At 53.4% G+C, this 21,274-nt stretch carries 16 protein-coding genes and 1 pseudogene; 4 read left to right on the top strand and 13 right to left on the bottom strand.

The genetic code is table 11. From position 1 onward, the window contains the following. Positions 1 to 316: 316 nt before the first annotated feature. Complete coding sequence (locus tag ACW9JE_RS02085) at positions 317 to 721, top strand: helix-turn-helix domain-containing protein (RefSeq protein ID WP_457431719.1); 405 nt, start codon at positions 317 to 319, stop codon at positions 719 to 721. 315 nt (positions 722 to 1,036) lie between these two features. Here the strand turns inward: ACW9JE_RS02085 and ACW9JE_RS02080 are convergent, their stop codons facing one another. Genes ACW9JE_RS02080 through ACW9JE_RS02070 form a run of 3 tightly spaced genes read right to left on the bottom strand, consistent with a single transcriptional unit; the run spans position 1,037 to position 6,964 of the window. Continuing rightward, a complete protein-coding gene (locus ACW9JE_RS02080; RefSeq protein WP_457431718.1) occupies positions 1,037 to 3,277 on the bottom strand; it encodes a DEAD/DEAH box helicase in 2,241 nt (746 codons plus the stop codon). Then, the gene (locus ACW9JE_RS02075; protein ID WP_457431717.1) at positions 3,252 to 4,547 is read right to left on the bottom strand and encodes an ATP-binding protein; all 1,296 of its coding nucleotides are present in this window, start codon (positions 4,545 to 4,547) and stop codon (positions 3,252 to 3,254) included. Before ACW9JE_RS02075 ends, ACW9JE_RS02080 begins: the two co-directional genes overlap by 26 nt. Beyond that, entirely contained in the window at positions 4,544 to 6,964 is a 2,421-nt protein-coding gene (locus tag ACW9JE_RS02070) for a tellurite resistance TerB family protein (protein WP_457431716.1), read from the bottom strand. The genes ACW9JE_RS02075 and ACW9JE_RS02070 overlap by 4 nt, the downstream gene beginning before the upstream one ends. Before the next feature lie 982 nt (positions 6,965 to 7,946). On the opposite strand from ACW9JE_RS02070, the gene ACW9JE_RS02065 reads away from it, so the two are divergent. Beyond that, the gene (locus ACW9JE_RS02065; RefSeq protein ID WP_457431715.1) at positions 7,947 to 8,294 is read left to right on the top strand and encodes a hypothetical protein; all 348 of its coding nucleotides are present in this window, start codon (positions 7,947 to 7,949) and stop codon (positions 8,292 to 8,294) included. Between the two features lie 334 nt (positions 8,295 to 8,628). On the opposite strand, the gene ACW9JE_RS02060 is transcribed toward ACW9JE_RS02065, so the two are convergent. Genes ACW9JE_RS02060 through ACW9JE_RS02045 form a run of 4 tightly spaced genes read right to left on the bottom strand, consistent with a single transcriptional unit; the run spans position 8,629 to position 11,919 of the window. Further along, the gene (locus ACW9JE_RS02060; RefSeq protein WP_457431714.1) at positions 8,629 to 9,456 is read right to left on the bottom strand and encodes a hypothetical protein; all 828 of its coding nucleotides are present in this window, start codon (positions 9,454 to 9,456) and stop codon (positions 8,629 to 8,631) included. A gap of 53 nt (positions 9,457 to 9,509) precedes the next feature. Beyond that, positions 9,510 to 9,950, bottom strand: a complete 441-nt coding sequence (locus ACW9JE_RS02055) for a TIR domain-containing protein (protein ID WP_457431713.1) — start codon at positions 9,948 to 9,950, stop codon at positions 9,510 to 9,512. Positions 9,951 to 9,961: 11 nt separating this feature from the next. Beyond that, a complete protein-coding gene (locus ACW9JE_RS02050; RefSeq protein ID WP_457431712.1) occupies positions 9,962 to 11,395 on the bottom strand; it encodes an SIR2 family protein in 1,434 nt (477 codons plus the stop codon). Between the two features lie 26 nt (positions 11,396 to 11,421). Further along, the gene (locus tag ACW9JE_RS02045) at positions 11,422 to 11,919 is read right to left on the bottom strand and encodes a toll/interleukin-1 receptor domain-containing protein (RefSeq protein ID WP_457431711.1); all 498 of its coding nucleotides are present in this window, start codon (positions 11,917 to 11,919) and stop codon (positions 11,422 to 11,424) included. A 240-nt stretch (positions 11,920 to 12,159) separates the two neighbouring features. Between ACW9JE_RS02045 and ACW9JE_RS02040 the strand changes: the two are divergent. Continuing rightward, positions 12,160 to 12,350 (top strand): annotated as a pseudogene (locus tag ACW9JE_RS02040) (IS5/IS1182 family transposase); the annotation flags it as partial. 178 nt (positions 12,351 to 12,528) lie between these two features. On the opposite strand, the gene ACW9JE_RS02035 reads toward ACW9JE_RS02040, so the two are convergent. Genes ACW9JE_RS02035 through ACW9JE_RS02025 form a run of 3 tightly spaced genes read right to left on the bottom strand, consistent with a single transcriptional unit; the run spans position 12,529 to position 13,487 of the window. Continuing rightward, on the bottom strand, positions 12,529 to 12,708 hold the full coding sequence (locus ACW9JE_RS02035) for a hypothetical protein (protein WP_457431710.1): 180 nt from the start codon (positions 12,706 to 12,708) through the stop codon (positions 12,529 to 12,531). Positions 12,709 to 12,738: 30 nt separating this feature from the next. Further along, positions 12,739 to 12,930: an antitoxin Xre/MbcA/ParS toxin-binding domain-containing protein gene (locus ACW9JE_RS02030; protein ID WP_457431709.1), complete on the bottom strand. Its 192-nt coding sequence runs from the start codon at positions 12,928 to 12,930 to the stop codon at positions 12,739 to 12,741. 38 nt (positions 12,931 to 12,968) lie between these two features. Then, positions 12,969 to 13,487, bottom strand: a complete 519-nt coding sequence (locus tag ACW9JE_RS02025; protein ID WP_457431708.1) for a hypothetical protein — start codon at positions 13,485 to 13,487, stop codon at positions 12,969 to 12,971. A 121-nt stretch (positions 13,488 to 13,608) separates the two neighbouring features. On the opposite strand from ACW9JE_RS02025, the gene ACW9JE_RS02020 reads away from it, so the two are divergent. Then, positions 13,609 to 13,917 (top strand): helix-turn-helix domain-containing protein, encoded by a 309-nt coding sequence (locus ACW9JE_RS02020; protein WP_457431707.1) that lies wholly within the window; start codon positions 13,609 to 13,611, stop codon positions 13,915 to 13,917. Between the two features lie 229 nt (positions 13,918 to 14,146). On the opposite strand, the gene ACW9JE_RS02015 is transcribed toward ACW9JE_RS02020, so the two are convergent. From ACW9JE_RS02015 to ACW9JE_RS02005, 3 genes are read right to left on the bottom strand one after another with little or no spacing between them, the layout of a single operon-like run. Next, positions 14,147 to 16,546 (bottom strand): RNaseH domain-containing protein, encoded by a 2,400-nt coding sequence (locus ACW9JE_RS02015; RefSeq protein WP_457431706.1) that lies wholly within the window; start codon positions 16,544 to 16,546, stop codon positions 14,147 to 14,149. Then, positions 16,543 to 19,608, bottom strand: coding sequence for a hypothetical protein (locus ACW9JE_RS02010; RefSeq protein WP_457431705.1), 3,066 nt, complete (start codon positions 19,606 to 19,608; stop codon positions 16,543 to 16,545). The genes ACW9JE_RS02015 and ACW9JE_RS02010 overlap by 4 nt, the downstream gene beginning before the upstream one ends. Beyond that, positions 19,592 to 20,629, bottom strand: a complete 1,038-nt coding sequence (locus ACW9JE_RS02005; RefSeq protein WP_457431704.1) for a restriction endonuclease-related protein — start codon at positions 20,627 to 20,629, stop codon at positions 19,592 to 19,594. Before ACW9JE_RS02005 ends, ACW9JE_RS02010 begins: the two co-directional genes overlap by 17 nt. Between the last annotated feature and the right edge of the window lie 645 nt (positions 20,630 to 21,274).

Below are 21,274 nucleotides of genomic sequence, written 5' to 3'. Positions count from 1 at the left end.
ATGTATCACCCGGGAACAAGCAACAGACCTCGGCGCGGCAGGTTGGAGGACATTTGAAACTGTCGTTCATACCCACTCCCATACCCACGTTGATTCTGTAGCTGCCATGCCCGAAGACAGGCTCTGACGTTCGACAGAATCGGCCAAGCGAAACCACTGGTGATCAACAAGTTCCGGCGCGTTTGGATTACGAGCCACTGAGACGGGCACTCATATCCGCGACTGCCCTATGGCAACCCTTTTGGGCCCGAATGTTTATGGTTATCCTGATCTTTGAGGATGACTAAGCCAGCGCTTCGGGATTCAGGAAACCTTTATGTCAGTCAAAAATGCTGTAGCAGTCGTACTCAAGACGATGCGAAAGACTCGAGGGCTGTCTCAGAAAAATCTGGCAGAGGTCAGCAGTCGGACTTACGTATCAAAACTGGAGCGGGGTCAAAGCAGCCCTACATTGGAAATGATGGCGACTTTGAGCTCCCCGCTTGGCTTGAGCCCACTTGGACTGGTTGCCCTCACCTTGGCTACAGAGACAGGACAATCCATCAAGTCATTGCTCAATCACGCTGAGAGGGAGGTTGAGGCGCTGGCGCAAGCAGGTGTGCTCAAAGAGCTTCAGATTCCAACCGATGAGCCCTCGCCGCAGGGGCCAGTCAGAAACTCGCGGAAAAGTCGTCCTCCCGCGAGATCGCTTGGACAAACTGAATTTTGTTTCGCTGATTGAGACTTGTAACTTGTCCCGCTCCCGCCAGGCTGGACCCTTCGGTTGCCGGTAAGGGCCCATGCCCGATGGTAGCTATCGGCTAACAGCTTCCTGCTCGGCCTGGCTCAATTCGCTCAAATTTACCGGACACTGCAACCTTTGTTACGCACGTGTTGTTGGCGGATTGGATGAGCATCAATTGGCAACTACCGATTTACTGAGTGGCAGTTTAATCTCACCTCAAGCGCCATTTCCATGAACCTGCGAATCGTCTCTGTTGCGGCCACTATTGTCCTCACAGCGATCATGGCAACTCCTTCTGACCTTGGAACGAAGTCAGCATTGCGACTGTTTCTGCGCGAATCTGATGGCCGTGTGGATATCCAGCGAGATCGAAGCGAATGACTTCGTCAGCAATGGTGCCGGTAGTGCCCAGTCCCACTTCTCGCGCAGCATGTTTTCAACATCCGAAAGAATCGAATCGAGATTATTGGCGTCAAGCTGGCCCACCTCGATCAGCGCTGTGCGTGTTTGGGCGATGCCCGCCTCAATCTCAATAGCCAGTCCTGCGTTATCGCAAGAAAGTCCTACGTGATTTAGAAGCAGGCGCAGCGCGTCGTTGGCGTAGTCTCCCAACCAGCTAATCAAATAGCATTTCCCACCTGACTCAACGAGACATCGATTACCCAAGCCCAGCGAGTTGAAGGTCTTTCTGGCTTCTTCGAGCAACGCTTGAGCGCCGGCATCAATAAACGGACATGGCGTCGGGTCTGCCAGGACGGCGCGCATTTCTTCGCGCACGTTGTCATGCACCATGGCACCCAACCCATCGAACTGAGGGGGCGCACCTCCCCGGGCGGGAGAAACCACAATGACCTTGGCTTGTAGATCGACATCGCGCACCTGCCATCTGCGGCCTGCGAAAATGATGCGCTGATCCTTGGTCAACGGACGGCTCACAGGCACTGAGCCGAGTGCCTTGCCGTCACAGACCAAGCGAAACTCTTCATCGCTGGTAAATGCGCTGTAAAAGTCGTAGTGGTTGATCAGTCGCTCCCCCACGGTTCCGGGAAGCAACAGACCTGAACTGTCCTGAACAATGAGCTCATGTCCGCCCAGAGATTTGAGCAGTCCGACAAAGTCGGGTTTCTGTATCTCTGGAAATGCGCCTTCTTTGACCAGGTTCTTCCAGAGATCCGCGGCCGAAGCACCGCCACATTGAGCAATCACGGATAGACATTGTTGAACCAGTGTCGACGCGTGAATGCCTTGAGCTCGGGGCGGTTCAAACCAGCCTCTGGCGAGCAGCCGAACCATGGCGATGGTCTGAACCAAACCTTGGCGTAGTTGATCCGACAGGCTTGATCCGTCTTTGAGCGGCGATTCTTTGCAATAGGCACGAAGCGTTGCTTTCTCTCCTGAACGTCTGCCTGAACGACCCAACCGCTGTCGAAGACTTGCCACCGATGGAGGGGGGCCAATCTGAACCACGGTCTTGATACTTCCAATGTCGATTCCCAGTTCGAGGGTCGTGGTACAGATGGCCGATGCTGCCTGGTTACCTGCCTTGAGAGCATGCTCAGCCTGTTCCCGCAGATCCTTGGAAAGGCTGCCGTGATGAGGCCAGAATTCGTTGGCGACGCCATCTTTTTCGCATCGGCGGCGGAGTTGATCGGCGTACCATTCCACCTGCTGTCGACTGTTTGGAAAAATCAGGTTATTGCTGCCGCGTAGCACCTTATAGAGGTGATCCGCGATGGCGAAATCAGGGCTTGATTCGTCATCGGATTCTTCATCCTCCATGTCATGTTCTAAACGCTCAAGAGTCGGTTTTTTAGGCGCGCTCATCGGTGGCTGGAGATAACCGCGAACCTGCACCTGCAGAGTCTGGTTCGAGTTTTTCGATTCAATGACCGTCACGCGGTCAGCTTCTCCAGGGCGTAGAAATTGCGAAGCCAACTTCATATCACCCAGTGTGGCCGATAGGCCGACCCGGGGGAGAGGGCGTCCTGCGACCCGTTCTACTCGCTGCATCAGCGACTGAAGCTGCTTGCCTCGTTCACTGCCAATGAAAGCGTGAAGTTCGTCCACGACGATGTAGCGCAGATTCTGGAACACCCCACCAAGGCTCGACCCACGGTTGACGAACAGCGCTTCAAGGGATTCCGGCGTAATCAGAAGCACCCCTTCGGAGGACTTCAGGAAGCGGTGTTTCTTGCTTGAGGAGATGTCCCCATGCCAAGCCACAACGGGAATTTCAAGCTGTTCACACAGACGGCTTAATCTGTCCCATTGATCATTGATCAAGGCCTTGAGGGGGCTGATGTACAGCACAGAGCCGGGGGGATCATTACGGTTAAGCAAATTGGTGAGGATGGGGAGGAAGGCGGCCTCCGTTTTCCCGGCTGCTGTAGCGGCAGCGATGATGACATCCTGGTCGGCGCCCACCAGCACAGGCACCGCCCATTCCTGTGCATCGCGCAAGGATGTCCAGCCTTCGGCCCATATCCACCGTTGGATTCGGGATTCCAGCAGCTCGAATCCCGACGAATCAGAGTGTGAAGGTGGCAAGTTCATCGTCCGCGTCGACCTTTGTATCTTCCTCGCCCCCCATGTCCTTGGTCACCTCAACCGCACCCAGCAACGTGCGCCAGTCGGCGCCAGGGTTTTGCTCAAGAATGGCCAACAGGTTGATGAAGGCTGTGATCGTGGTTCGGGGGGTGCGGAAGTAGGCTTCGCCCAGGCGTTGATTACAATGCGCCATGAACAACGGCAGCGCCTCATCGGGCAGTAGATATTTTTCTGCCTCACCACCTGCGTAGACGTGACGAAGCTTCTGAAGCAGCACGTAGAAGTCCTCTGGTGTCAGGCTGGTCAGGCGAATGACAGGGCCAGAAAGATCTACCAATCCCGATTTGGCAAAAGAATTTTCGGCCAGCCGCGATTGAAGGGCAGGGTAGCTGAACAGTCCGCGGCGAGTGTCCATCAAAAACTCGGGGGTGCCTCCCAAGACGAATCCTAGCCCCTCGGACGAGCCCTGCAACGAATCGTTCAAAATGCGCAAAATCTGTTCGTAATTAGCATTACGTGCCTGCGTATTCGCCAACTTGTAGAGATTAACGAGCTCATCGAGGCAGATCATCAGGCCACCGAATCCCGCGAGTCTGACAAATCTCGACAACAGCTTAAGCTGATCGTACACGGACGCATCATCGATGATGGTTCGTACACCCAGGGCCGCTCGGGCATCGGTCTTAGTGGTGAACTCACCACGCAACCAGCGAATCGCGTCAGCCTTCAGTTGTTCGTTGCCCTCTTCGAAGCCCCGGCAATAGGCTGCGATCACTTCTGCGAAGTCATACCCGTTGACCATCTCAGTCAACTCAGCCAGGTGCGAGCGGATTACAGATTCGCTATCAGTGCCCGACGCCTTGGCTTCGGTTTTGGCCTGAGAGATAAATTTCTCAACAATGCCTTGCATGGCCCCGCCGTCTGGCTTGGTGCGCGTCGACATGTTCTTGGCCAGCTCGGAATAAAGCGATCGGGCTTGCCCTCCAGTGGCGTGCAATCTGCGATCCGGATTCAGGTCGGCATGCATGGTCACAAGTTTGCGTTCCATGGCGATGGCTCGAACGAGGTTTAGAAAGAACGTCTTGCCCGCGCCGTATTCGCCGATGACCACTCGAAATGCCGACCCGCTTTCGGCCAGACGATTGACGTCCTTGATCAACGCATCGAGTTCGCCTACGCGACCAACCTGAATCAAGTGCTGGCCAACGCGAGGCACGACTCCAGCGCGCAACGATTGGATGACCGCGTCGCGATCCTTGGCTCTGATAGTGCTCATAGGGCTAACTCTTCCAGAATGTCTGTATTGATTTCGATAGGGTCGTCACCTTCGGTGACGGGCATGTCGAAGCGTTCAAAAGCCATATCGTTGATTTGTTCAAGGGCACCATCGAGCATCAGTTCCATGTCGCTGGCCGCGGCTTCAAGTTCGGATCGACTCCATTCAGCTCGCGAGACTAACAAGCGCAAGAACGCAGAATGTTCCAGATCCAGGCCAGCCACATCAGCGCGCGTTTCGCTTGTTGATTCCAGTGCCTCGACGAGCGGCTCCGGTTCCTCGGCCTGCTCCTCGGTGAATACCTGGGCAAGGAGGGCAGAGACTTCAGCTGTTTCACGTTGCAGTTCTGCGATTCGCTCATGATCAAGCACGAAGCCTTGCTTCGTGCTGACAGCTGTCGGAGTTTCAGAACCGGATAGAGGAGCGCTGGCCGTCGACTTAACCGGAGCCAAACTTGCCCCGGCGGCTGCGCCATGGAGGTCGCTGTAGAGCAGCGAACTATCCAGTTGAAGCGTCTTGTAAACGCGCTCCAGCAGCTTTACTTCCGATGGACTGACAACGCCATCTGCTTGAGCCAAATGCGCCAGGAAGCTGGCAATCGTACGCTTGGCTTCGATCGTTAATGGGTCGAGTTTTTTCTTCAGGCTGGCGAGTGTTGGTGGTTGCTGAATCTGGATTCTCAAGTGGGCCTTGAGACGTTTGCGATGGGCAACACTCAGATGACTCCAGGAGTCGATGTGCTGAGCGAGTAACGTGACCTCCTCATTGGAGGTATCACCATCGGCGCCGGCTACGGCACTCGCCAGATCTAGTGTGACCGAGGCGGCGTTGTAGGCGGCAGAGGCACGCAGCGACCCATCTTCAGGCTGTGTAACGAACAGCGCGATTCGATCATCTGTCTTCGGTGTCTTGCTGCCCGCCAGCACGTCAGGCTCCAGGCCGATGTGAAGCGATTCCAGTGCCCGGGCTAGCGCGAGTACCTTGTCGCGAGACAATGCTCCCGCGCTTTTGAACCGACCTGCGAGCTCGCCAAAGCTCATGGTAATCAAATCATCGCCGATTCTGGATTGAAGCTCATCCAACTCCGTACGGGCAGCTGCGGGCCAGAGTGGAACCGGAAGCTGAAGCAAGCCTTCCAGGGCTTCTGCACTTTCAGGATTTCGCCCCAGGTATCGGCTGTAGGGCTCAAGCTCAGTGGTGCATTGCTCAACCAGCAACTGCAGGATTTTACGCGTTCCCGAGGTGGCCATGACGTCGGGAAGATCACCCAAGCTGAGCGCAGGGGGCATCAGGATAGCCGAGGCTGGCCGATAGCTGGCCTTAAGCTTGGTTTTGTTCTGTGCCAGCATAAGACCCGTGGGATGTGCGCTGATGTAGGTGAGCTTGAACAGCCTGGAAAAGACATCCTTGCAACGTATCACCGGCGTACGCTTGCTGATGTTGGGGTCAGCGAGTGCCCATGCCAACGCCCAATCGGCATCAAGTGGTCGCTTGTTGAAGGCGTGTTGCCCGAGGCCTATGCGAAGTGGCAAGGGCATCTCGTAGCTGTAGGCCGCAACGCTGGGAGGTGGGCCAAGATAAAAGTCTGGATTGATCGTAGTGTTACTTAGGTAATCGAGAAAACCTTCCGCGTACCCCCTGAACGACCTGTTTTCCCCATAAATATTCAGCAGACGTTGGACTTCACCAATGATCGAAGGAATCTCAGTCTTCACTGTGTGATCGTTTATCGCATCAACGAGAACCCGACGCTCCAACCCGTAGAAAAACAAAAAGACGTAACCGGTATCCGCCTGCGGATCACTGCGTCCAGCCTCCAGCCACTGGAGATAGCCTCGTCTTGCCTCTGGTGAGATGGAATGAAAGCTTGGCCAATAAGACATCAACCGCTCTTCAATATCGACAGGTGCCTTGGCGATACGAAGTTTTGGGTTAATCAGCGAGGGTTCCTGTGCATCGTTTCGGCCCCCCAGCGAACTTCCGACATAAAGCATGCCGCGAGGAAGCGAAAAGCCCGAAACGTTGACGATTTCACCTTCGGGTACCCAACGGGCATCCGACTTTTGTGAGCTTGAATCCGGAATCTTAAAGGTGCGGGAGGAGGTGGAGCCGAGCTCGACCGTGTAAAACTCCGCGTTGTCGTCAGCGTCCATATGACTTTTCGATACCCCGCGAACAGAGAGGGTTACGCCAGCACCTTGCTGTTCCTGGCGGCGAGTGGATTCCAAGGACGTCGAGAGTTGCCTGCTCTGTCGCTTTACTCGACTGACTAGCCACCAAAATACAGCTACGACACATGCAATGACGCCGATGGCAATCCACGCATTTCTCGGGACTGACGCAATAGCGCCCAAGGCCAGGGCGCAAACAAAGATGATTCCGGTTCCGCCTGAATTTTTTGTTTTCTTCCTTGCCATGAGTCATTTCAACCTTGAAGGATAAGTGCTGGCGATATAGCAGTATCTGACAATTACTTCCCGAGCGCCAAGGCCCTATAAGGGTTGTTGATCGGAAAACAGAGCCATTGTTTTTGTCTTCCAGCATCTTGCTAAAAGCTCTTGATTCATGTGCTTTCTCTTCATAAAACACAGGGGACGGCATGCCCGTAGCGTTTCATTCAAGATGGTGGAGCTAAGGGAAAACAAACATCACGATCGGGAGGTGAACGACCCTTTCGTGTCATGTCTTCACGAGAACATCTCCAAGTTCGTCAAATGGCGATCACGCCCGCATGACCGATCTCACCTTGGTTTCATTCAAAGGCTGTTCGGAAATCGCATGGTTACCGACAGCACTCGATTGACACACCCATCTCGAAAGAGTGCGTACGTGCGGGCTGAACGAATGGAGAACAAGACCTGAGTTCTAGTTGAGGCGGTTAATCATGTATGCCCAGTCCACAACCCATGCACTGAGGTCGTCCAGGCGCAGCAGATCCACGATAAATGAGCTTGTTCAATGAGCTGACAAGGCTCAGGGAACGTCGATAGCTAAGGTGTTAGCGGTTCAAGGTTTTTTCAAATTCTTGCTGTTTTAAAAATATATTTATTTTTGCCCCTTGAAAAATTTTTTTTGCGACGGATCTCTATATTTGAGAGCAAACGAAAAGCAAAGATCTCATGGCACCCGCTTTACGGGGTCAGAATCCGAAAAAACATTCGTGTTTTTGCTTTTGTAGGTAGCTGTGTTTTTTATCTGTTACAGCGGTTTTGCTGAATGATGCTGTGTTGCTGCTCCCCTGGTTGTGTAGGAAAATCGATCCCTTTGCGGCTGAAAGCCGCTGCTTTCACGTTTGAATTCAAATAATTCACCCGAAAATTTAAAAAAACTGAAAAAACACAAGATATAGTGTTATTGGTTGTTTGGTTTTCAATATATTGTGTTTTTCGGTGCGATTGCATGGATAGTGAGCTTGAGTCTCAAGTTTGGCAAATGGTGCAAACGACTTGTGATAAATCTGCATTCGTCATGCTCATTGAGGCGGGCTTCGACAGCTACCGGCGGGCACCCGGACTGGATGCTTCAGTACGATTACACGCCTCGGTGATAGGCGTAACGGGCATTGAAGTGCTACGCAGTGTGATGCTGGCTCGAGGTTTAAATCACGCTGGGTCTGAAAGCTACCTCCAGGTGAGGGCTAGCTTGAAAACACACTTGAACTACCGTCTCCAGCAATACCTCTTGAACAGCGGGCATGCCATCGACGCCATGAAGGAGGATCAGTTGGGCTGGGATCTTGGTCTATGATCCTGTGTTGAACCAAGCTGCTTGGCACTTCTGAAAACTGTGCCTGCCAGTAGGCGCAGGCTTATAGGGAATACACAAAATCCATGAGCGGCCTTACCCTCATCTACGGTCAATACGGAAGCTACTGATAGCCCGTATGTTGGGGTGATGACTTCTGGGGCTGAGCCTGGCTTCCCGCACTGCCGTAGGATCGCCGATTCTTCGTTGGCCGGAGAGCGTCCCTTGGTGATGTGCGGGATAACCGTGTGCGTCGTGTAAATCAATTGCCCCAGCGCTTCGCTGTTACAAAACAGCGTCGTAGCAGGCTGGAGTTCCGCGCCGCAAGGGCTCGCGGTTAAATCTTCAGTGATTCCCTGCGTCGGCGGTATTCTCCCGGCAAGTCGAATCGGCTGTAGAGCAAATCCAGCAACCCATTGCCTTGAATGCTTGCCGGCAGTTCAACGAGCCAGTCACGCAAGCTGTTGCCACGGACAGGTGGCAAGTGATCGTTGAACGCTCTGAACGCCATGAGATGTTGCATGTTCTCAAGACTCATGTTGTTGAATCCTTTGACGTCGTCCAGGGTCGCACCCTGCATTCTTTCTCGAATTCGCTTGGGAGTGGCGTGCTGTACCTGGAAGCTGAACTGCAGTTCCGAGTAGAGCCAAGGCGACAAGGTTCTCGCTTTGTTGCCAAAACTCAAAGGAACCGACTTTTCGGAACGTAAAAATACGAATGTTTCAGCTCTGGCGATCGTGCGGTGCAGGGCACCTGCCAGCATCATGTGAACATCGGCATGGATGCGATTGACGTGTTCATCTTTCGTTTCTCCATCGAGTGGGCTCGTCTGGGCGATGATCTTGCGCACAAGGTCTCCATAAAACCCCCAAACAGTCGAGTCTACGAATACCTTCAGGCCACGCTTATCCAGAGCGAGCGCGAAGTCGACAGCATTACGTTGATCGGCATGAGAGTGAGAAAGAAAAACGTCGTAACGCGTTTCAGGAAAAATGGTTGCTGCCAATGCTTCGGCATCCAATACGTTGCGCTGGTTGTAAGTGCCGATGAGGAACCGTGCGAGGTCGTCAATTCGAGTCTCAGCGTCCTCTACATAGCGGTCGATACGAAAATCAAAGAAGTCATTCGTCGGTTCGTAGTGTTCGATTTCAAAGCCTAGGTACATCAGACAATCCTTGTTCTTTTAAAGGACGGCGCCTTGCGGCGCCTCGTATTGAGTTATGGCTTGCCCGCAGCTGTTGCTGCGGCCTCGATCCATTTGCCGAGGTCTTCACGACCGTTGTTCTTCCAGAGGTAATGAGGGGCTCCGGGCACGCGAAGGGCACAACACGTGGACGTGTTGCCCTTGAAATCCGAGATGCTGCTGATATCGAGGGTCAGGATGCCATTGCCTCGCTCGATGCTTTGCTCAATCTCATATTTCACCCATTTGCTTTTGTCCGTCGTTGCCCCAACCAGTACCACGGTGACGCTCGTGCCATACAGCTGATCATTGATCCATTTCTTGATGGCTGCATCACCCTTGCGCTCGACTTCTTCGAACTCGGCCTTGTCGATGAAGCCCACCTTGTCGTCGGAAGCGATGACGTTGCTGTTGCGTACGTTCATCGCGCGCTGCACGTCTTCGTATTGGAAGCTGAAAAAAACCTTTCTTGCCATGATGATCGTCCTTAAATGAGGGGCAGCAGTTGGAGGATGATGTCGTGGGCGCGCGCGAGGTCTGTGCCTTCAGCGCCCAGTTCGTGGAGCAGGGGAGTGATTTTTTTTCCGTGCTCATGCTTCGTCTCGTCATAGCTCTGAACAACCTCTTTCCAGAGGTCTGCCGAGATCGATCCGGTAATCCCTACCGGGATGACAAAAACGCCGTTGGCCAATGCGATATCGAACTCCTCGCGCATGCCATTCGACGGCACAACCTCACCGTCCTTGTCGAGTTTGTTGCCAAAGAGAAACAGAGCGATGCCGGCGTGAGCGAGCATGTCGCGGCGATATTCCGTCCATAGGTCTTTCAAAGGGCGCTCGCCGGATTGGCTTTGCGGAAACGGCCGCAAGATGAGTTGATCGCTGTCCAGGCGATGCCCGTTCATGATGGTCTGTTCAACGACACCGGTAATGACGGCGCTGCCAATGCCCAAGCCGAACCCGGAGATCACCCGATACTGCTCTTTGCTGATGGCCTTGCTGAGCTTGTAGACGAACTGTTCTGATTCAGTCTCTGTCCAGGGGCTATAGTCGTGGGCCGCACCTGAAATGAAGATGGTCTTGCGCTTATGACGATGCTCAATCTCGCGCAGGATTTCCGTGATCTGGGGGAAATCGTCGACGTAGACTGCCTTGATACCGAAACGCAGCAGTTCCTGCCGGAATAGCTCTTCCTTGCGCTCGCGATACTCGAAGTTGGCCTGATCCTCGTCCTTTTCCTGGCTGACCTTTCTTAGGATGCAGTAGTGCTGACGCTGGTGTTTCGCGTACTGGATACGCACTCGGCTTAAGATGTAGTCAAGGTTGGGATCGGTAAAGCTGAAGCCAAGAAACAGGAATGTCTTGGCGATCAAGTCACCACTGAGCGCCGTGATGAATGGCTGCATTTTCACGTGGTAGCGTTCGTAGTCATCACGGATGAGCACCGCCTCGGACGCGTGCTCGACGTCTCCGTGCATCTTGTACACCACCGCATCACGTTTTGGCTTGGTCGTGGCCAGTTGCTTGACGGTGTACTTGACGTCAGCAACCTTCTCGTTGTCCTCAAGGGCAGTTTCAATCAGCCTGTCATAGTTCGTTGTCCAGTAGGTCTGGATCGGCAGGCGCGCAAGGATTTTGTGATTTTCCGTCGTTTTAACTTTTGTCGAAAATTCGGTCACCAGCATCTGGTCGAGCTTTGAGCGGTTCGTGCCATTCGCGTTGGCATGGTATTGCGCGAGCGCAACCAAATCTGTCTCCTTGTCGATATCAAGGTCCAGTTCTTCCGCGATTGGCTTCAACAGCGTCTTCCAGTTCACAAAGCCTGCACCTTGTGAAAACCCAGCGCCTGCGAAAATGGCGAGGTTTCCTTCCGCCAGCTCGTTGGACAGGGTGTCAATGAGCCGTAAATGTTCCCTTTTCATTCTCTTGCACTACCGTTGAGGTGGAGTTAAAGGTTGCGTACCCAAGTACCATTGCCCCGCGTATCGAACAGGGCCAAACCAACCCCGGTGCTGGGCACGTCGATCTTGTTGTATAGGCCCAAGTATTCGTTGCCGTAAAAGCGGCCCTGGCTGTCTGAGGTTGGGACAATCGCGATGCGGTCGTGAGCTTTTTTGCCGTCAGCAAAGCCGATTTCCCAAGGGCACCACCGGGATGCCATCGAGTTTTGAGTGGCGAGAAAGAGGAACCAGTCTGCTTTGACAATCGCGACCTTGATATTAAAAGCGGTCTCAACGTCCGGTGTCGCAGGCATCGTCTGATCCTGCCAGTCGATGTAGACGTCCCATCCTTGCCTTCTGAGCATTTCCTGTAGACCCAAGGCGAGGAGTGCGTCCTGGTGACTATGGCTCAGGAACGCGACAGGTTGACCTGAGCGCGGGCCGATTTGGCGCGCAGTTGAACGGTTGAAGCTTGTACTGAGCAAATCTGTTTGGCGAATCGGCATTTGAGCTTCTCTAGCATTTAGTGGACAACGAGGCGTCTTTCCAAATGCTGCTCAAACCCAATCCCAAGGAGGGAATGGGGGCTGAGCGAGCGATGTATCCATGCTATGAGCTTCTAGCAGCGGGCAATTATGCTGGCCGAACTGTCCCGGCATCTTCCAAAATTGTGCTTTTTCTTGAGTTCAGCTGTTCGCCGGGAGCCTGAGAGCGTATTTCTGAGGCGCTATCTGTCGGTCAATTGAAGCGATCCGGTCGTGAGTACCCTTACCGTACATGAGTACCTCGAAGCACATGACGAGGAGGCACTGGCCGAGGCGCTACTGAAGCGCCTGTCGCTGACCGACTACAAACCCACTGGCGCGCGGCTCCAGAGGGATCAGCGTTATACGCTTATTCGACGAACTACTTGATGGATACCTGGCACAGTACGATTCCTAGACGGAACGCTTGCCGACCAAGGCTACTCTGGTGCGATCGGCAACAGTGTCGGTCGCTCCGATTCTAAGGCAATCAACGAAGACTGAAGCGAGGGGGAAAGTCCCTGAGTGAGCTTAGGCTCAACCTGCTCACTAAGGCTTTCACTGTGGCGGTCTGAATCAGCGTGGAGGGAATCAATCCGTACCCGCTTGAGTATTCGAATCCTCAAGATGTGAAATGAGCGCATTTTTCAGCTCACGTAATGCGTCGCGTAAGCGGGCATCCTCACGAGGATCCTTTGACCTTGGCATGAACTCCTCAGCATGACGAAGGAGTGCTTCGCTGTCGTTCCTGTTGAGATCAAAGTTAATCATGCCAAGTCCGGGTTATGAGAGAGGCGTGTGTTAACACGCATATCCATGGCTGATTTTCTCGAGTTCAGCCTTTACGAGTTTGTACCCGTTTCTGCTCTGAGCGGCTTGCAGGGGTGTGATACCTCCGAAGGCTTCCTTCGATCGATTCAACCAGGCGTTTGCCTTGTCTTTGCTACCGAAGACGCTCTCGGCTTGACGATGAATTGACTCGACGTAATTCATGGCTGTCTCTTTGAAAGTCTGCCCGTGTCCAGCCCGCATCAATCTGCAATAGAGGTCGGCGCTGGAGCCTTGGCACAGTATTCGCGGAATGCCTTGATCCCTCGCGTGATGATCAATATTGGCTTAACCATGTAGCGGTAGCAGATAAATAAATTGAGCGCCAACCAGCCCAATTGATAGGCCGATCCATGGAAGCTTCGGTGGTTGGCGCTGTTCTCCCAGAAACCGTAGGCAACGAAGATGGTAAAAATGGCGACTGTAAGAGGCAGTATGCCGAGTCGGCCTATTGAAACTGCGAGGAAGGGAATGGAGACAACCGAACGGACAGGCTCATTATCCAGCTGAATAGCCCAGATCCGATTGACGTTGTCTTTGCCTAACTGGGAAGTCGCACGTACCTGGTTACCTGCCTTTACGTGAGCATCGAGATCATCCGGAATTTCGATTTTTTCGAGCTTCCTGCCGTCAATTTTCCAATAGTGGTAGCTCACCATTTCTGCGCCAAAGCCTCGGGATTTCTCGTCGAGCCGTCCATCTACGATTTGCATTTCCTTCATGGTGAGTCCTTGTCTTCGCGTGGTGGTGTGATGGCAAAAGGATATTTTTCCAAATACTAAGGAATACTTAGTATGTCGTCAAAGCCAATCTAAGAATCTCTAGCCTTTTACGGCAAGAGAAATGACGACTTTTAGCAGGCGTTTGAAAGAGGCGCGCAAGGCGAGGGGACTTTCGCAGGAGCGATTGGGCATCGAGGCTGGAATTGAACCCGCGTCGGCGTCCGCGCGAATGAATCAATATGAGAAAGGCGTTCATCAGCCAGGGGAAGGTGTCGTGCAACAAATCGCGGCGGTACTGGATCTACCTATGGCGTACTTTTATTGCGAGGACGATGACACTGCACACTTGGTGCAATGCTTCCATTTCTTGAAAGGGAAGGATCGTAAGGATTTGCTTGATCTGGCTGAGCAGCTCGCGCTGCGTCGATGAGCGTTCGTGTGCCCGGCTGGAAAGTCTCGCTGAGAAGCAAATTGGCAATACGTTGACTTATGGGTGTAGTAATCCAAATCCGGTTGCCAGTCTGACAAATTCGGCCGCTCAGAATTCACGCCAGGATCAGAGTCGGGTGTCAACCTCGATCGATTAACACACGTTGACATGACCTGGCGCTTTTTCTTTGGCCCTGATTTGTACCGACGCAACAGCCGAAATCTGCAGGTCACGAGATGACTAGATCCTCTGCCTCTCGATTGGCGTCGCTTTTTCTCCGTAATTCCATGATGGGATGGTCACCTGCTATCTGAGCGGCCAAATGCATGGGGCTAGGACGGCGAAGGTGACCATCCCACATCGGCGCATTTCGGCAAAGGATCGCTATTTGTTCTGCAATCGCAGTATTGCCTGCGAACGAGCTCGGCCGGATGAGCGTGATTTCTGTCACCCCTAGCAGGTGCCAAGGCTCCTTCAAGGTTGGACTGGCGATATCGTAGCGAGAGTTGTACCGATGTGAGCGAGACGCCATGAACACTTTCGAAGGCGAAATGAAATAGTAGACAGAGTCACTCGCCATCGACTGGAAGAGACCCAGTTTGCGCCCGATGTAATAAGGCCCCTCAGGATGACTAACGTGGTCACCCGTCACTTGGGCGACATCTCTGTCTGCCCTCACACGAACGATTGCAGCACCAGTCGGGACGGGTGGAAGTCCAGAGCCAGGGCTGTCCTTCAAGCCGCCATACAGGCTTCTCAGCAAGCTGTGGAGACACACAATCAAGGGGCTACTGGCGCTGGGTGTGGATGTCAGCATGGACTGGTCAATGAGCCGTGTGGTCTGGCTCTTGTCCAACAGTCCGGGCCATGCATGCATTGCACACACGCCTTCAGTAAAAGGGAACCAACGCCCTTGCTGCGACTGAGGGTGATCAAACCAGAAAATGTCGGTTTTCGTTCCGCCGGCGATCACACGGGTGATAACGGGGAGAAACTTTTCCGCGCCAGCCTCTGTGATCCTGTCGAGAAAGACCGACTGTACAGTGGTGCCCTCAGGGACATTCTTCGAGCGAGGGAACAGGGTAGGAAAATAGCCGAAAAGCCTGATGGCTTCGGTGACTGCATTCAATGCCTTGAAGTCACGATTATCTTCCTCCTCATCCTTCGGCGATTGAACTTCAGCGCTGGGTGGCAAGCGCATGATGAATTGGGTACCGATTCCCTGCTCGGCAAGAATTCTGCGAATGAAATGTTTAGGGTCGTTGTCCGCTTTGGCCGCAGCCTCGACACTGGTTTCAACGATGGCCACCGAAAGCCCTGATTGTTTGAGGGCGGGAATGATGTGTTGGAGAAGCCAGCGTTTTAACTCATCAAGGCCATGATCTCCATGAAGCATGGTCTGACTGTCGGGTGCTTCGATTCGATGCAGGGCGATGGCAGGGGGAGCAATTTTCTTGAAGAAAGGCATGCTCCCGAGAGTCTTGCTCGCTTCAGTTAGCCTGAGCAGTGTTTGAGTGTGCGCCGACAAGACCGCCACTCGAATTTCGGCGACTGCATTTTGGCTATTGGGTGGAGGTGACTTCAGGCTCGAGACCGCTTTTTTGACCTTTAATTGAGCAGAGCCAGGCAAACACGCGAGCAGATGGAAGCTCGCCATATCGAAGAACAATGAACCGGGGCCTGATCCTATTTTGGGGTTCGAAGGCATGACCGCATGGTAAGGCCGGAACGGGCTATCCACGCCAATGCTTCCTTCAGTCAGCGTTGGTAGATGATTTGAACCCGGTAAAAACTTGAGCAAGTCATCTGATGGGAACTCGTAGATATTTCGGAAGCCACCGTCCTTGGGAATGGACTTCACACCTGCATGCACGATGACGCCACCAGCATCGACCCACGCATGCCGTTTCTTTCCAATCCAGCTTGGCATTAGGTGGCTCATGTGAACTCGTAGCTGAATGAAAGGCTCCTCTCGGTCGCGAAGCAATACGAGCTTTGGCTCGATGACATGCAAGGAACTGCAGAGGTACTCGCCCGCTTTGGACGTGGCAATCACGGGGTCATCCCATGTCACCAGCGAGCTGTCAGACGTGAGGTGCAGGCGCACATCCCGTTTCGCCCCAGCAACTTCTGTGGCGGTAGCAGGCCTTTGCACTTGAAGGGGCGTATTACGCATCTCCAGTGCAATGCGCCACGGGATAGTGGGGTAAGCCAGTGGAGAGATCTTCCCCAGGTTCAAAAGCGATTGCGCCGACAGTGGCACAACGTCGGTCACGATGAGTTTGCTCTCCAGTCCTTCTGCAGCAGCATCATGTCTTCGCATGATTTCCATTGCCCAGAGCTGGAGAACCTGGTTGATCAATTCAACCGGTAGCGGGAACAGCATGAGGATTGCAGCATTGCCGCTATCAAAATACGGTTTGTATGCAACTTTTACGGGGCCTTTGGAGAGAGCCGAGAGCATTTCTTCGAGCGCGTTGGTGGGCAGATTCGAATACGTTTTCTTGCTTAAGCTTTGAAGGACATTCCAAGCTGACAGATAGTCTGGACCGATCTGCACGCGATAGGCGGGTGCCAACTGGCTGGGATCAAAGCTGAAAAGGCTGGTTCGCAATTCTTGGTCTTTCATGAGGCTTCCTGCACAGAGCGACGAATATATTGTTCAACAGCTGTTGCGATGCCGTTGTGATGGTTTGCGAATTGGGGCCAGACCCCTTCGTCCTTTAAGCGCCTCACACTCGTATCTAGCAGTGAGTACCATTTCACGCGGCCAAGTCTGAAAGCCCCATCAGCGAAGTAGCAGGTCACTGGTGTGCCACCTCGTCGCCCGCGGCCAATCAGTTGAGTGAGGGAAACCAGGATGTTCATCACGGTGTAGTGGCGAACATTCGCAGGTTGTTGGTTGAATGCTGGCGGTGAACTGCGAATTCTGTGGAGAATCGAGTTTGCCATTCCACGTTCTTTTCTGAGTATTGCACCCAGGCTTGACGAGGGAGCGATGGTGTTCCACGTCTCATAACAGAGATGGGCCAAATTGTTTTTGGGGTCATCAGAGGATGGCAACGGACGTACACAAACAATGACTGCGCCTATGGCCGATAAGCCATTGTCATTCACGATATTGTGCCCCCGAGCCATTGGCTGCAGTGCACTGACAAGGATGGTTTTGTCTTTGTGCTTGCCTGAGGTGAATTCAGTCAAGTCGTCATAGATGAGGGTGTCGTTGGCGTTGAGTGCGGTGGCTCTTGCCTCGCTGGCGCGTCCTCTTACCCAGCCCACGATCGGGGTGGGTGCCAACCGCGACAGCGTAATGGCCAGAAGCTCGGCGTCGGCATCACTGTTTGCCACCAAAAGCAATCTGGCCCGATCCTTTGTTTCTGTCGTGCTGGACAGCTGAATCAAAAGTTTCTCCAACCTCGGCCAGATCTCTTGTGCCAGATCCTTGATTCGCTGTGGTCGTTCATGAAACGGCGCCCCCGAAACAACCGTTTGCAGCGCAATGTCTTCGAAAGTGACTTGCCCCTCGGCGTCGGGGACATCAATGAAGTCACGAGCTTTGAGATCGTAGGCACTCGCACCCGGGAAATAGGCTGTGGCGGAGAATCCTAGAAACGCTCTTTTCACGCCGGCATAACCCAAGGCGCTGATGTCTGGAAGAGCCAACAGCATGCTGTGTGGATCCCCGCGCATGGCCACCACATTCAACACCGATTCATTGAGGGCGATCTGCCTGCGTTTGAAACCATAAACAGTTCTGTGCAGAGGGCCAAACGGGCTTAAGGACAGGGGTTCCCTGCCTTTGAGATCTCGCTGCAGATCATAGGCAAACGGCACCTCTGCCCCGACAAAGGAGGGTAATTCGCTTTGCAGGTCACGTAGCGAAGCTTCGGTGAGATCCAAAAGTCGGCGCAGGATAAGTGCTGCTTTTAGGCGCTTCAAACGCTCTTGTCCAAGCCGTGCAGGAAGCAAACCTTGAGCAGACAGCGAGGCAGTTATCCTGCCTATCTCCATAGCGTGGTGCTCAGGGTGTGGAGCATTCTGACCGCTCACCAGGATCAAATTCCTGCGCAGATCTTTGAGGTGGTCAGGAACATCAGCTTCTTCAGGGCTGCACAGATTCTGCAGTGTGTCGAAACTGATGCCGAGAGATCTCATGATCAGACCATCTTCGGCCGATGCCCAAGTGGTCTCTTTTTTGGGCCACTCGAAAAAACGACGTTGCTGCAGGTACATCAATTGATCGACGCCATTGGCACAGTAATTCAGTGGCCATTTGATCCGCAGGAGACTGCTGCGATCAATACCCGAAATCCTGGATGCCCCTACCAGGGTCGAGTTAAGCTTTTTCAGTGGGCTACTGTCATTCGCATTGCCTAACTCAAGATCGAATGCGCTGCCATCGATGGCGGATTTGAGTAGGCCGTCGATTTCATCCACCAGGAAAACCGACGCATGCCGAAGAAGCAGTTCAATAAAGCTGCGGGGGCCTGGGTATTTGTCTGAGTCCTCGAATGGAATCCGCGTCGAACCTGAGAGTACCGCGTGATGGTTGACGACGATGATGTCGGCCTTGAGCGCTTCCTCCAACATTGAGGTCATCCCACAGGTGAATAGAAATGGACAATGCCGAAGCTTTTTGCTGCTTTCTTCTCCTTGGGCGTTCTTGTCTGTCAACTGCAGTCTGAAGCATGGCTCCTGACCCACAGGCATGTCTTCATGTTCTGTACTGAAGGTGTTTAACAGGCAGGAGTAGTCGTAAGGATGATCACGTTTCTCCTGCACAAAATGGAGGCTGGCTTGTTCCGCAATACGTTTGAAGGAATGCAGTGGCGCGACCTTCAACGTGGTTGAGGTTGCCTGTGTGGATCGACGCAAGCTTTGAACGGTGTTGGCTACATCAACCAAGCTGGGTACCGCAACGACCGTCTTATGGCCGCGTGCAGCGGCATTGATCGCCATCAGGAGCATCACAACCGATTTCCCGGTGCCGGTGGCGGCGTTGATGCGATAAAAGTTTCCCGCATCCACTGTCTTCTCTGACTCTTTTCTCCAGAGGTTTTTCAGCGAGCTGACGTGGCTATTGTGCAGTCCCGTCGTACTGTCCAGTTGCAACGCCAGGTCGTGCAGATCACGGTAATGCCAAGTGACTTGGGGAGTGGCAGGTGAGCTCGTTACCGATATCACCTTGCTCTGCGAGGGAAGGAGAGTGCGTTCGCTTTCCTTGATATTGAACAACCTCGTTCGGCTTGCGGATACCGACTTCAGAAGGATATCGCCACCCTCGGGTAAAGCTACGGCGCGGCCGGTTTGACGCCAGTTGCGAAGCGCTTCGTAGTGTTCTGTGATAATGACTTCAAGGCTCAAACCGGCTTTGACGTCATAGGTATCTGATTCGCTGAGGGGATGGCCTCGTCGATCAGGATCGCACAACTGAAACAGGCTGAATTCTTCAGCAAATACCGAATACGCCTCCTTTAAAAAATAACTTGGTTGGGCCAAGGGCATAGGTCGCAGCCTGAGGCCCACCGCGATCTGTGTTTGCTCTTCAAGTGAGAGGCTAGGCCACACTGTCCACTTCTGTGTCCTGCCTGCAATAAGAGCCGCCGCGTCTGCGAGTTCCGGTTTCCCATTGGCGTATCGTGCTGCCAGGGCCAGAAAGAGTGTTGTGGTGATTTCAGAAAGTGTTCGCAAGACGCCTCAGCTCCTTGATGCATTCACGCTCGGTATAGACGCTGATGGACGAGGCAATCAGCTCTCTTAACAGAGGGATGTGCATCGATTGATAGTCGGGTATCACGATCCATTGCGCGGTGGGTCTATTGAGTGAGTTGGCGTGATAGGCCAGTTGATGCGGTGACGACCACACCTTCGCGTCGATGTCCACGTCCTGAGTACCGATGCGAACGCGAAGATCTGCCCGATCAACCTCGGGCCATAACGTTACAGCCAAGCCCAATGCAGCGACCTCCCGGGCAAGTGACAACTCCAGAAGACCGGGGAGTAATGTGAACTTCCAGAAGGGAGCCATCAGCATTTTCTTGCCCGCGGTGGGCTCACCATCAAGAGCGACGCCATTCACGCGATTGCGAAGTTTTTTGCCATCTCTGTAGTACAGGCTCTGCTTTTCACGACACCAGGCAGAAATGCACTCGACGTCCTGCTTCAATGGGTGCATCGGCCAGCGGCATTCAGGGCATCGGTAAATTTTTCCCTCGATCTGAAGGTGAGGCGGAATATCTTCGTAAAATTCATCCACCTGAAGCGACAAGGGGATGAAAACGGGCGCAACCTGCATGGGCGTGATGACAGGTTCTTCAATAAGCAGTCGCCTGAATCGCCGATATTGCTCATCACCATGCTGCTTCAGGCGGCAACGATCCCGGACGTCCTTGACCTTTGATTGAATGCGATTCCATATCTGTTTGGCCTCCATCTCCACCGCTACTTCGTGACAAGTGACTGTGGGAAGTCCTGCGGCCAAAAACGCACCCTCGTAGTCGCCTCGAACGAACTCTGGTAACCACTCAGTTGCCGGACGGGAAAGCAGATCCTCCAAAGCCATAGGCCTAAGGGGAGGTTGATCGGGGTTGACCCTCCAGAGGAGTGCAGATGCTTCTCGGAGTAATGGCAAAGCCGCTGCACGATTGTTGTGGCAACACGTAGCGGCGTGCGCCAAAAGCAGAAGCAGGCGTTGAGAGAGCTGGGTATCCATACGATGACCCTCGAGTTGCGAGCGATTATGCTGACCGAACGTACCCGGCATCTTCCAAAACTTTGCTATTTCTAAAGATGCTTCTGCTTACCGAGAACCCACCACAAGTAAGCTACAACAATGATCGACGTAACATCTGAATAGCCTTAAACGCACAGGTGCAGTTCGGCTTGAATTGATATCGATGCGTTAACAACGTGAAATGTTTTCTGCAGGAGCTGACAAGCTTAGCTGCCTCGAAGCGCGAAGTTGACCGACCCACGCATTTTTTGGAGCAGAGGCTTACTTGTAACGCTAGTAGAGCGTATCGAGGAAGGGTCTGCCTTTATTCGACAGTCCACAACCGCAAGTCGACAGAGGGAAATTGTCGAAGTCGGTATGTGTCCCTTGTGCTCTATATCAAAAAGTGGCGGGGGAGAAGATGTCTTCTCGCGTGGGTAAGCTCGATTCATAAGCTTCACTCAAGGATGCTCCAACTCCTCTACCGCATCGGCGACCAGGCGGTTAAACGTCGCAAAGTGAGCTCGAGGGACAGTTAATTTCTGATCGCCCTGTCAGGTCGATGTGGAGTGCTTCCATTCCCTTGCTTGCAGTTGAGGTTGAACTATCTATGCTCCCTAAAATGACGCTCAACGCCATCATCAC

This window comes from Pseudomonas sp. SDO55104_S430 (assembly GCF_054070595.1).
Note: the sequence above shows the minus strand (reverse complement) of the source record. Positions and strands in the feature narration are given on the sequence as shown.